General features: G+C 67.4%; 10 protein-coding genes and 1 tRNA gene. 2 read left to right on the forward strand and 9 right to left on the reverse strand.

The window, feature by feature from the left end:
* Positions 1 to 90: 90 nt before the first annotated feature.
* The 9 genes from rpoB to ACZ6TU_RS03235 all read right to left on the reverse strand — a co-directional run bounded on the left by rpoB (position 91) and on the right by ACZ6TU_RS03235 (position 9,433).
* Entirely contained in the window at positions 91 to 3,576 is a 3,486-nt protein-coding gene (gene rpoB, locus ACZ6TU_RS03195) for a DNA-directed RNA polymerase subunit beta (RefSeq protein WP_467672090.1), read from the reverse strand.
* A 574-nt stretch (positions 3,577 to 4,150) separates the two neighbouring features.
* A complete protein-coding gene (rplL, locus tag ACZ6TU_RS03200; protein WP_003992329.1) occupies positions 4,151 to 4,540 on the reverse strand; it encodes a 50S ribosomal protein L7/L12 in 390 nt (129 codons plus the stop codon).
* 114 nt (positions 4,541 to 4,654) lie between these two features.
* Positions 4,655 to 5,185: a 50S ribosomal protein L10 gene (gene rplJ / locus ACZ6TU_RS03205; protein WP_274818423.1), complete on the reverse strand. Its 531-nt coding sequence runs from the start codon at positions 5,183 to 5,185 to the stop codon at positions 4,655 to 4,657.
* 492 nt (positions 5,186 to 5,677) lie between these two features.
* Positions 5,678 to 6,535, reverse strand: a complete 858-nt coding sequence (locus ACZ6TU_RS03210) for an SCO4651 family lipoprotein (protein ID WP_467672092.1) — start codon at positions 6,533 to 6,535, stop codon at positions 5,678 to 5,680.
* Positions 6,536 to 6,663: 128 nt separating this feature from the next.
* Complete coding sequence (rplA, locus tag ACZ6TU_RS03215) at positions 6,664 to 7,389, reverse strand: 50S ribosomal protein L1 (protein WP_467672094.1); 726 nt, start codon at positions 7,387 to 7,389, stop codon at positions 6,664 to 6,666.
* Between the two features lie 76 nt (positions 7,390 to 7,465).
* Positions 7,466 to 7,900: a 50S ribosomal protein L11 gene (gene rplK / locus ACZ6TU_RS03220; protein WP_006130605.1), complete on the reverse strand. Its 435-nt coding sequence runs from the start codon at positions 7,898 to 7,900 to the stop codon at positions 7,466 to 7,468.
* Between the two features lie 162 nt (positions 7,901 to 8,062).
* A complete protein-coding gene (nusG, locus tag ACZ6TU_RS03225; protein ID WP_467672096.1) occupies positions 8,063 to 8,887 on the reverse strand; it encodes a transcription termination/antitermination protein NusG in 825 nt (274 codons plus the stop codon).
* An 80-nt stretch (positions 8,888 to 8,967) separates the two neighbouring features.
* A complete protein-coding gene (gene secE, locus ACZ6TU_RS03230; RefSeq protein ID WP_467672098.1) occupies positions 8,968 to 9,252 on the reverse strand; it encodes a preprotein translocase subunit SecE in 285 nt (94 codons plus the stop codon).
* A gap of 108 nt (positions 9,253 to 9,360) precedes the next feature.
* A tRNA-Trp gene (locus tag ACZ6TU_RS03235) sits at positions 9,361 to 9,433 on the reverse strand.
* Positions 9,434 to 9,739: 306 nt separating this feature from the next.
* Here ACZ6TU_RS03235 and ACZ6TU_RS03240 point away from each other — a divergent pair.
* A complete protein-coding gene (locus ACZ6TU_RS03240) occupies positions 9,740 to 10,966 on the forward strand; it encodes a pyridoxal phosphate-dependent aminotransferase (protein WP_467672100.1) in 1,227 nt (408 codons plus the stop codon).
* 135 nt (positions 10,967 to 11,101) lie between these two features.
* Positions 11,102 to 12,133, forward strand: a complete 1,032-nt coding sequence (locus ACZ6TU_RS03245; protein ID WP_467672102.1) for an adenosine deaminase — start codon at positions 11,102 to 11,104, stop codon at positions 12,131 to 12,133.
* Positions 12,134 to 12,401 lie beyond the last annotated feature (268 nt).

Below are 12,401 nucleotides of genomic sequence, written 5' to 3' on the forward strand. Positions count from 1 at the left end.
TCAATCCCTCTCAGGGTTGTAAGTCTTTGGTCTGATACGGGGGTCCTGGGGCCGACGGACCTTGGTCTCCCAAGGTCCGCCGGACTCCCGTCAGACCTCTTCGACGCTGCTCGGCTCGCGCCGGGACAGGTCGATGCCGAGCTCCTCCGCAGCGCGGAAGACGTCCTCGTCGGTGTCACGCATCTCGATGGACATACCGTCGCTGGACAGCACCTCCACGTTCAGGCAGAGAGACTGCATCTCCTTGATGAGCACCTTGAAGGACTCGGGGATGCCGGGCTCGGGGATGTTCTCGCCCTTGACGATGGCCTCGTAGACCTTCACGCGGCCGGTGACGTCGTCGGACTTGATGGTCAGCAGTTCCTGGAGCGCGTAGGCGGCGCCGTACGCCTCGAGTGCCCACACCTCCATCTCGCCGAACCGCTGGCCACCGAACTGGGCCTTACCACCCAGCGGCTGCTGGGTGATCATGGAGTACGGACCGGTCGAACGGGCGTGCAGCTTGTCGTCGACCAGGTGGTGCAGCTTGAGGATGTACATGTAGCCGACCGAGATCGGCTCCGGGAACGGCTCACCGGAGCGGCCGTCGAACAGCCGCGCCTTGCCGGACGGGAGCACCATGCGCTCGCCGTCGCGGTTCGGGATGGTGTGCTCCAGCAGACCGGCCAGCTCGTCCTCGCGGGCACCGTCGAAGACCGGCGTCGCGACGTTGGTCCGCGGCGGGACCTGGTCGGCGTCGATGGCCTGCAGGCGCTGCGCCCACTCGTCGGCGAGACCGGAGACGTCCCAGCCCTGGCTGGCGAGCCAGCCGAGGTGGATTTCCAGAACCTGTCCCGGGTTCATTCGGGACGGGACACCGAGCGGGTTGAGGATGATGTCGACCGGGGTGCCGTCCTCCAGGAACGGCATGTCCTCGATCGGCAGGATCTTCGAGATGACGCCCTTGTTGCCGTGCCGGCCGGCGAGCTTGTCACCGTCGGTGATCTTGCGCTTCTGCGCGACGTAGACGCGCACCAGCTGGTTCACACCGGGGGGAAGCTCGTCGCCCTCTTCGCGGTCGAAGACGCGCACACCGATGACCTTGCCGGTCTCGCCGTGCGGCACCTTCAGCGAGGTGTCACGGACCTCACGGGCCTTCTCACCGAAGATCGCGCGCAGCAGGCGCTCCTCGGGCGTCAGCTCGGTCTCACCCTTGGGCGTGACCTTGCCGACGAGGATGTCACCGGCGATGACCTCGGCACCGATGCGGATGATGCCGCGCTCGTCGAGGTCGGCGAGGACCTCCTCGGAGACGTTCGGGATGTCCCGGGTGATCTCCTCGGGGCCGAGCTTGGTGTCACGGGCGTCGACCTCGTGCTCCTCGATGTGGATCGAGGAGAGGACGTCGTCCTGCACGAGGCGCTGCGACAGGATGATCGCGTCCTCGTAGTTGTGACCCTCCCACGGCATGAACGCCACGAGCAGGTTCTTGCCCAGCGCCATCTCGCCCTGCTGGGTGGCCGGACCGTCGGCGAGGACCTGGCCCTCGATGATCCGGTCGCCCTCGGCGACGATGACCTTCTGGTTGACCGAGGTGCCCTGGTTGGAGCGGGCGAACTTGGCCAGGCGGTACGTGATGTACGTGCCGTCGTCGTTGGCGGTGGTGATGTAGTCCGCGGAGACCTCCTGGACCACACCGGCCTTCTCGGCCTTGACCACGTCGCCGGCGTCGACCGCGGAGCGGTACTCCATGCCGGTGCCGACGAGCGGGGACTCGGACTTGATCAGCGGTACGGCCTGACGCATCATGTTCGCGCCCATGAGGGCACGGTTGGCGTCGTCGTGCTCGAGGAAGGGGATCATGGCGGTCGCGACCGACACCATCTGGCGCGGCGAGACGTCCATGTAGTCCACGTCCTCGCCGGTGACGTAGTCGACCTCGCCGCCCTTGCGCCGGACCAGCACGCGGGCCTCGGCGAAGCGGAGGTCGTCCGTCAACGGCGCGTTGGCCTGCGCGATGACGAAGCGGTCCTCCTCGTCGGCGGTCAGGTAGTCGACCTCGTCGGTGACCTGGCCCTCGAACACCTTGCGGTAGGGGGTCTCGACGAAACCGAACGCGTTGACCCGGCCGTAGGAGGCGAGCGAACCGATCAGACCGATGTTCGGGCCTTCAGGGGTCTCGATCGGGCACATGCGGCCGTAGTGCGAGGGGTGCACGTCACGGACCTCGAAGCCGGCCCGCTCACGGGACAGACCACCCGGGCCGAGCGCGGAGAGACGCCGCTTGTGCGTCAGACCCGACAGCGGGTTGTTCTGGTCCATGAACTGCGACAGCTGGCTGGTGCCGAAGAACTCCTTGATGGAGGCGACGACCGGCCGGATGTTGATCAGGGTCTGCGGCGTGATCGCCTCGACGTCCTGGGTCGTCATCCGCTCGCGGACGACACGCTCCATACGCGCCAGACCCGTACGGACCTGGTTCTGGATGAGCTCGCCGACGCTGCGCAGGCGACGGTTGCCGAAGTGGTCGATGTCGTCGGTCTCGACGACGATGTTCGTACCGCTGTCGCCGACCGTCTCGGTCTCGCCCGCGTGCAGCTTCACCAGGTACTTGATCGTCGAGATGATGTCCTCGACGGTCAGGATGCCCGCGTCCAGCGGAGCGTCCGCACCCAGCTTCTTGTTGACCTTGTAGCGGCCGACCTTGGCCAGGTCGTAGCGCTTGGGGTTGAAGTAGAGGTTCTCGAGCAGCGTCTGCGCGGCCTCACGCGTGGGGGGCTCGCCCGGACGCAGCTTGCGGTAGATGTCGAGCAGCGCGTCGTCCTGGCCCTGGGTGTGGTCCTTCTCCAGGGTGGCGCGCATGGACTCGTACTCGCCGAACTCCTCGAGGATCTGCTCGGTGGTCCAGCCGAGCGCCTTGAGCAGGACGGTGACGGACTGCTTGCGCTTGCGGTCGATGCGGACACCGACCATGTCGCGCTTGTCGATCTCCATCTCCAGCCAGGCACCCCGGGACGGGATGATCTTCGCGGAGAAGATGTCCTTGTCGGACGTCTTGTCGATGGAGGAGTCGAAGTAGACACCGGGCGAACGGACGAGCTGCGACACCACGACACGCTCGGTGCCGTTGATGACGAAGGTGCCCTTGTTCGTCATGAGCGGGAAGTCGCCCATGAAGACCGTCTGGGACTTGATCTCGCCGGTCTCGTTGTTGGTGAACTCGGCGGTGACGAAGAGCGGGGCCGCGTACGTGAAGTCGCGCTCCTTGCACTCGTCGATCGAGTTCTTGGGCGGCTCGAAGCGGTGGTCGCGGAAGGTCAGCGACATCGACCCGCTGAAGTCCTCGATCGGGGAGATCTCCTCGAAGATCTCCTCGAGCCCGGACTTGGTGGGGACGTCCTGACCGTTCTCCAGAGCCTCCTCGACCCGACTCTGCCAGGCCGTGTTACCGAGCAGCCAGTCGAAGCTCTCGGTCTGCAGCGCGAGCAGGTTCGGAACCTCGAGAGGCTCCTTGATCTTTGCAAAAGAGATGCGCAGCGGGGCGGTGCTGGCGGCGTTGTTCGTATTCGCGGTCGAGGCATTGCGCGAGGCGGCCAAGAGGGGGTCCTTCCGAGGGCTCGGACTCACTACGCGCGTACCGGCCCCTCTCCCGTACACGGAGACAAGCTGTGCCGATCCGGCCGAAAGGCCTGGTCGGACGTGGTCTTGTCTCGATGCTCGAGCGAGGGCGAACCCCTGGTGACGGGCAGGGGACAGCTAACAGGCAGCGCAAAGGGTCAGTGTAGCCACACGGCACACTGATGTCCAGTCCGGGTTCTGAAACCCGTGTTCACCCTCGTTGTTCCACTCCTGCGACAAGGCGCTGCCCTCAACGCACGTTGATACTGCCCTCTTCGTCGCCGATCCATACCTCGGATTCGGATCCTTGTGACGACGCGTCCTGAGAATTGCGCGCTGCGTGCGGTTCGTCAAGGCCCCCCTGCCCGAACCGGGGCCGGCCCAGAGTCACGACGAAGATCACCATACCCCCCGTCACAGAGGGTGCAAGGCAACCGTGGCCGGACCCCGGAAACGCCGAAGAGCGACCACCCGGATGGATGATCGCTCTTCCGCGCTTACGCGTTACACGCCCAGTGGGACGTGTCGTGGATCCTGACGGATCCGGGAGGTCTTACTTGACCTCGACGGAGGCACCGGCGCCCTCGAGGGACTCCTTCGCCTTGTCGGCGGCCTCCTTGTTGACCTTCTCCAGAACCGGCTTCGGCGCACCGTCGACCAGGTCCTTGGCCTCCTTCAGGCCCAGGGAGGTCAGCTCGCGCACGACCTTGATGACCTGGATCTTCTTGTCACCGGCGCCGGTGAGGACGACGTCGAACTCGTCCTTCTCCTCAGCGGCCTCGGCGGCGGCGCCACCAGCGGCACCACCGGCGACGACGACCGGCGCGGCAGCGGCGGCGGTGACGTCGAACTTCTCCTCGAACGCCTTCACGAACTCGGAGAGCTCGATGAGGGTCATCTCCTCGAACTGCGCGAGCAGGTCTTCCTGGCTGAGCTTCGCCATGATGGCGGTCCTTCCACTAAATCGGCAGGTGCCGGATGTACTGGTGAGGCGGGCGTACGTGTGGCCCGCGACGGCCTCCGCGTTCAGGCAGCGGCGGCCGGGATGCGAGCCGAGTTACTCGGCACCGCCCTGCTCGTCCTGCTTGGCACGGAGCGCGTCCACGGTGCGGACGAGCTTCGACGGCAGCGCCTGGAAGACAGAGGCAGCCTGGGACTGCTTGCCCTTCATGGCACCGGCCAGCTTGGAGAGCAGAACCTCGCGGGACTCGAGGTCCGCAAGCTTCTTGATCTCATCGGCGGACAACGCCTTGCCGTCAAGGACGCCGCCCTTGATGACCAGGTTGGGGTTGTCCTTGGCGAAGTCACGCAGACCCTTCGCCGCCTCGACCGGGTCACCGGTCACGAAGGCGACGGCCGACGAACCCGTGAACAGGTCGTCGATCGAGGTGATCCCGGCCTCGTTGGCCGCAATCTTGGTCAGGGTGTTCTTCGCCACACGGTAGTTAGCGTTCTCACCGAGTGAACGACGCAGCTGCTGGAGCTGCGAGACGGTGAGACCGGTGTACGCGGTGACGACGGCGCCGTTCGAGTTGCGGAACTTGTCCCGCATCTCCTCGACGGCATCGACCTTGTCAGGCCTCGCCATGAGCCTCGGCCTCCTTCCGGGTGATTCGGACCGCGCGGACCCGAAGGAGGACTGGGGAAAACGAAACGCCCCGGCGCAGAGGCACGGGGCGCAGCTCGACCGGTTGCACGCACGCACGGGGCGGCGGACTCCGGGAGCTTCTCCAGTGTCACCTGCGCGGGTCGTCCGCCGTTCAGCGGATCCTTCGGCCACCGCGCCCTCATGCGAGCGCGCGGTAACGACCAGCGGTCTTTGGCTTCTGTAGGAGAGTACGGGAACGGATCGCCGTCAAGCAAATCCGCCCGTACGACGGATCAGCTCGCGTCGAGTTCCTTGAACAAGTCGGCGAGGTCGGCGACGTCCTTGGCCGGCGAGGCGGAAGGTGATGGTCATGTCCATCGTGAGCTTGCCGACGCTCAGCTTCTCGTACTGTTTGATGCTCTTCTCGCGCCGCTCTCGGGTGTCCGCCTTCCCGCCCTTGAGGGACGCGATCTATGCGGATTCACGGGGACCTCAGGACGTACCGGCCTTCTTCCGCATCAGTTCCTCGAAGTCCCCGGTGTCGGACAACGGGGGCCGCTGGGCCCGGACCCGCACGCCGTAGTCGCCGTAGTGCGCGGTCTGGGTCATCAGGCCCGTGGTCATCCGCGCCTTCTCCACCTTCTTGGCCAGCAGGTTCCGCTCGTCGATCCAGACGTCGACGGTCTCACTGGTCACGCCGGCCTCGGTGAGCTGCTTCTTCAGGGCGGCGTCGGTGACGTCCGCGGCGGCCACGGTGCCGGAATAGTGCGTGGCGGGCCGGCCGCGCACGGACTCCTCGCCGACCTTTCGGACGTCGCCCGAGGCCAGCAGTAGCTTCACGGACTGGTTCGGCGTGGTGGTGCGCATCTGGTCGCCGAGGTGGGCGCCGGAGCCCCCGGCGAGGGCTTCCAGGTCCTCGTAGGCGTACCGGATCCAGTGTTTGCCGCCGGCCTGCTCGGCGAACTTCTCGCCCATGCGCGCGTAGTAGGCGTCCGGCAGGTAGCGGGCCTCCATGGAGGTACTGCCGAGCCGGCGCATGGTGTCGGCCAGGGTGCCACCGGTGTAGGTGATGGTCAGGGTGCCGGTGACGCCGTCGCCCCAGCCGAGGGTGCCGTCGGCGGTCATGGACATCAGCGAGCCCATGGTCGTCGTGGACTCGACCCGGGCGGACTCGGCCCGCCGAGTGGCGCGCTCGGCGGAGCGCAGGGCCGCGACGGACCTTTCGTGCGCGGCCCGGTCGTCCTTGCCGGGGCCGTCGGTGGACCCCGGGGAGGTGCAGGCGGCCACCCCCGTCAGCGTGGTCGCCGCCGCGAGCACCAGACCCACGCGGCACACGGTCGTGCCCTGCATACGTCCCCCCGTTCGCATCCGGTTCCCGCACGTTAACCCAGGCCACCGGCGTACGTACCGGAAAAGGGAACGGGCCCCGCACCTGTGAGAGGTGCGGGGCCCGTGACCGGTTGGGTGAGCCGTCAGGCTCAGACCGCAGCCGGGTCCTCCTCGACGAGGAGGTTGCGGGTGCGGTTCGGGTCAACCGGGATGCCGGGGCCCATCGTGGTGGTGATGGCGGCCTTCTTGATGTACCGGCCCTTGGCGGCGGACGGCTTCAGACGGAGGATCTCCTCCAGCGCCGCGCCGTAGTTCTCCACCAGCTTGTCGTCGTCGAAGGACGACTTGCCGATGATGAAGTGCAGGTTCGCGTGCTTGTCGACACGGAACTCGATCTTGCCGCCCTTGATCTCGGTGACGGCCTTGGCGACGTCGGGGGTGACGGTGCCGGTCTTCGGGTTCGGCATCAGACCACGCGGACCGAGCACGCGGCCGAGGCGGCCGACCTTGCCCATGAGGTCCGGGGTGGCGACGACGGCGTCGAAGTCCAGACGGCCCTTCGACACCTCGTCGATCAGCTCGTCGGCGCCGACGATGTCGGCGCCCGCGGCACGCGCGGCCTCGGCACGGTCGCCGGTCGCGAAGACCAGGACCCGGGCGGTCTTACCGGTGCCGTGCGGGAGGTTCACGGTGCCACGGACCATCTGGTCGGCCTTGCGCGGGTCGACACCCAGACGGAAGGCGACCTCGACGGTGCCGTCGAACTTGGTCGTGGAGGTCTCCTTGGCGAGACGGACGGCCTCGAGCGGGGCGTAGAGCTTCTCCCGGTCGACCTTGGCGTCCGCAGCGCGAAGGGACTTGCTGCGCTTGCTCACTACTGCTCCTGTGGATTCTTAGGAGTCGTGGTCCGGGCCGAGCAGGCCCTGCCACTTCTGCTGATGGGGTTGGGGCTCAGCCCTCGACCGTGACGCCCATGGAACGGGCGGTGCCGGCGATGATCTTCTCGGCGGCGTCCAGGTCGTTGGCGTTGAGGTCGGGCATCTTGGTGGTGGCGATCTCGCGGACCTGGTCACGCGTGATCTTCGCGACCTTGGTCTTGTGCGGCTCGCCGGAGCCCTTCTCCACGCCCGCGGCCTTGAGGATCATCTTCGCGGCCGGCGGGGTCTTGGTGATGAAGGTGAAGGAACGGTCCTCGTAGACCGTGATCTCCACCGGGATCACCCAGCCACGCTGCGACTCGGTCGCGGCGTTGTAGGCCTTGCAGAACTCCATGATGTTGACGCCGTGCTGGCCCAGCGCGGGGCCGACCGGCGGGGCCGGGTTGGCGGCACCGGCCTGGATCTGGAGCTTGATGAGCCCCGTGACCTTCTTCTTCTTGGGAGGCATTGCTCTCTCCGGGTCCTAGTGAGAGTTTTCCAGCCCCCGATCCGGATCATCCGGATGGAGGCATACCGCACAACGATAACGGGTATCCATGTGCGGCCAAAAACCGAGCAGGTCAGGCAGGCTCCAGGAGCCCGTCTGACCTGTTCGGAAGCTGGGTGACTGCTAGTTCTTCTGGATCTGGTCGAAGGAGAGCTCGACCGGCGTCTCGCGGCCGAAGATCTCGACGAGGCCCTTGACCTTCTTCGAGTCCGGGTTGATCTCGTTGATGGTCGCCTGCAGCGTGGCGAACGGGCCGTCGGTGACGGTGACCGAGTCGCCGACCTCGAAGTCCAGTACCTGGACCTCGACCTTGCGCTGCGGAGCCGGCTTGCCCTCGGCCTCGGCGGCCTCTCGGGCGGCCTTCTCCTCGGCCTCCGGGGCGAGCATCTTGACGATCTCGTCCAGCGTCAGCGGGTACGGGTCGTAGGCGTTGCCCACGAAGCCGGTGACGCCCGGGGTGTTGCGGACGACGCCCCAGGACTCGTTCGTCAGGTCCATGCGGACGAGGACGTAGCCCGGGAGCTTGTTCTGCTTGATCGTCTTGCGCTCGCCGTTCTTGATCTGGGCGACCTCTTCCTGCGGCACCTCGGCCTGGAAGATGAAGTCCTCGACGTTCAGCGAGACGGCGCGCTGCTCCAGGTTGGTCTTCACGCGGTTCTCGTAGCCGGCGTAGGTGTGGATGACGTACCACTCGCCGGGCAGGACCCGCAGTTCCTCGCGGAGCTTCTCGATCGGGTCGCGGTCGTCCTCGGGCTCTTCCTCGAGTTCTTCCGCGGCCTCTTCGCCGGCCTCGGTCTCCGCCTCGGCGGCGTCGTCCGCGACGGCGTCGGCAGCCTCGACCTCGGCGGAGGCCTCGGTGTCCTCGCTGTCCGCGCCCTCGACGGCGTCGAGCTCGTCCTCGACGGACTCGACAGGCTCGATGGCGTCGTTCACGTTCGGGTCAGACACGGTGGCTGCTTCTTCCTGGATACATAGGGGTGGAACATGCGAAAGGAGCGCCGGGTACCTCGGCGCTCTTCGCTGGCGGCTCAGCCGAACACGTACTTGGCGGCGTGGCTGAGTCCATAGTCAATCACGGTGACCAGGCCGATCATGATGACCACGAAGATGATCACCACGGTCGTGTACGTCGTGAGCTGGTTGCGGGTCGGCCAGACGACCTTGCGCAGCTCCGCGACGATCTGGCGGTAGAAGAGAGCAAGCCGCCTCAGCGGGCCCTTCTTGCCGCGCTTGCCGCCCTTGCGGGTCTTCTTGGACTCCGGCGCCTCGTCCTGGGCATCAGGCATGTCGATGGAGCCCACGGCGTCCGTCACTCGTCCTCACCTGATTCCGGGTCGTGGCCGTGCCGCGCCCGGTCTGAGCCGCACGGCGGTGCATTGCTGTACGTACATGCGCACACATCCTGGCGAAGGTGTGTGTAGCAGGGCCGGAGGGACTTGAACCCCCAACCGCTGGTTTTGGAGACCAGTGCTCTACCAATTGAGCTACGACCCTTTGTGTGTCCCCCAACGTACCGCATCTGTCCGGATGCTTGGTGTGCACCGAACGGGCGCGGCCTGCTGAAGGCCAACGAGGTGAGAGTGTACGTGGTCTGCGGCCGGTCGTCGAACAGAAAGGGCTCCGGGGAGGCCTCGTTGGCGGAAGATCGCCTGCGGAGCGGGGTGCGGACGGCCGGGCTCCGGCTGAAGATCGCCCAGGCCGTGCGGTAGATCCGGACTGTTGTTCAGGGGTTTGCCCGGTGTTGTTCAGTCTGTGAAACCCCCGTGCCTCGCACGTTTCCTGTCTGAAACGATGGGGTCCATGAGCGCTGCAACCCCTCCCACCGAGCGCCGGGTCTCCGCCCGAGTCGGCGCGATCTCCGAGTCCGCCACCCTCGCCGTGGACGCCAAGGCCAAGGCCCTCAAGGCCGCAGGGCGGCCGGTGATCGGCTTCGGCGCGGGTGAGCCCGACTTCCCGACCCCGGACTACATCGTCGAGGCCGCGATCGAGGCCTGCAAGAACCCGAAGTTCCACCGCTACACGCCGGCCGGTGGCCTGCCCGAGCTGAAGGCCGCGATCGCCGCGAAGACGCTGCGCGACTCGGGCCTCGAGGTCGACGCGTCGCAGATCCTCGTCACCAACGGCGGCAAGCAGGCCATCTACGAGGCCTTCGCCGCGATCCTCGACCCGGGCGACGAGGTCATCGTGCCCGCGCCGTACTGGACGACGTACCCGGAGTCGATCCGGCTGGCCGGGGGTGTCCCGGTGGAGGTCGTCGCCGACGAGACGACCGGCTACCGGGTGACCGTCGAGCAGCTGGAGGCGGCCCGTACGGAGAAGACGAAGGTCGTCCTGTTCGTCTCGCCGTCGAACCCGACCGGCGCCGTCTACAGCGAGCAGGAGACCGAGGCGATCGGCCGCTGGGCCGTCGAGCACGGTCTGTGGGTGATGACCGACGAGATCTACGAGCACCTCGTCTACGGCGACGCCTCCGCCGTGTCGCTGCCGGCGGTGCTGCCCGAGCTGCGCGACAAGTGCATCGTGGTGAACGGTGTCGCGAAGACCTACGCGATGACCGGCTGGCGAGTCGGGTGGATCATCGGCCCGAAGGACGTGGTCAAGGCCGCGACGAACCTCCAGTCGCACGCCACGTCGAACGTGTCCAACGTCGCCCAGGCCGCCGCGCTGGCCGCCGTCTCCGGTGACCTGGTCGCCGTGGAGAAGATGCGTGAGGCGTTCGACCGGCGCCGCAAGACCATCGTGCGGATGCTGAACGAGATCGAGGGCGTGGTGTGCCCGGAGCCGGAGGGCGCGTTCTACGCGTACCCGTCGGTGAAGGCGCTGGTCGGCAAGGAGATCCGGGGCCGGCGGCCCAAGGACACGGTCGAGCTGGCCGCGCTGATCCTGGAGGAGGCCGAGGTCGCGGTCGTGCCGGGTGAGGCGTTCGGTACGCCCGGGTATCTGCGACTGTCGTACGCGCTGGGTGACGAGGATCTCGTCGAGGGCGTGAGCCGGATGCAGAAGCTGCTGGCGGAGGCCAGGGACTGACTACTCACGTGAGTGGTTCGAAGCGGGCCGTTCCCCTTTCGGGGAGCGGCCCGCTTTCTCGTGCGGGAGTGCGAGCAAGACCACGTTCGGGGAAACCGCTACCGGGACCGCTGAGGCGTACGGCAGGATCCTGGAATGGAGCGTGTACGTGATGTCTCTGAACTGCCGAAAGCCCACCTGCACCTGCACTTCACCGGGTCGATGCGGCCCACGACCGTGCTGGAACTGGCCGACAAGCACGGGGTGCGCCTGCCCGACGCGCTGACCGAGGCGCTGGTCGGCGGGGAGCCGCCGAGACTGCGGGCGACGGACGAGCGGGGATGGTTCCGCTTTCAGCGGCTGTACGACGCGGCGCGCTCGTGTCTGCGGGAGCCGGAGGACATCCAGCGGCTGGTGCGGGAGGCCGCGGAGGAGGATCTGCGGGACGGGTCGGGGTGGCTGGAGATCCAGGTCGATCCGACGTCGTACGCGCCGCTGCTGGGCGGGTTGATCCCGGCGCTGGAGGTCATCCTGGACGCGGTGGAGACGACGTCGCGGGAGACCGGGCTCGGTATGCGGGTGCTGGTCGCGGCGAACCGGATGAAGCACCCGTTGGACGCGCGCACCCTGGCGCGGCTGGCGGTGCGGTACGCGGACCGGGGGGTCGTCGGGTTCGGGCTGTCGAACGACGAACGGCGGGGCATGGCGCGGGACTTCGACCGGGCGTTCGGGATCGCGCGGGAGGCCGGGCTGCTGTCGACGCCGCACGGGGGTGAGCTGGCGGGGCCGTCGTCGGTGCGGGACTGTCTGGACGACCTGGGCGCGAACCGGGTGGGGCACGGAGTGCGAGCCGCGGAGGATCCCCGGCTGATGAAGCGGCTGGCGGACCGGCAGGTGACGTGTGAGGTGTGCCCGGCGTCGAATGTGGCGCTGGGCGTGTACGAGAAGCCGGAGGACGTGCCGCTGCGGACCCTGTTCGAGGCGGGGGTGCCGCTGGCGCTGGGCGCGGACGACCCGTTGCTGTTCGGGTCGCGTCTTGCCGCACAGTACGAGATCGCGCGGCGGCATCACGGGTTCACGGACGAGGAACTGGCGGAGGTGGCGCGGCAGTCGGTACGGGGGTCGGCGGCGCCGGAGGATGTGAAGGCGAAGCTGCTGGCCGGGGTGGACGACTGGTTGCTTTCGTAGCGCCTACCGGGTGCGGTGGGTCGGGGCCGCGCCGGGGGTGCGGGTCCCGCTTGGCTGCGGGCAGTCGTGCCGCTGGGGGCGATGGGGGTCCCCCTTCTCGAGCGAAGTCGAGAGCTTGGGGGAGGGTAGGCGCTGGGGGTACCCCTGCTCGAAGAGTTTGGCGGAGGCCCCCGCTCCGCCGGGCTGCGGACCCGCCCGGCCTCGGCAGCAACGGTAGAACGGCGACATGGACGCCAGTGTCCGAGTCGTTGACCGTCGCCTCTACGAC

This window comes from Streptomyces sp. NPDC052064 (assembly GCF_055585925.1).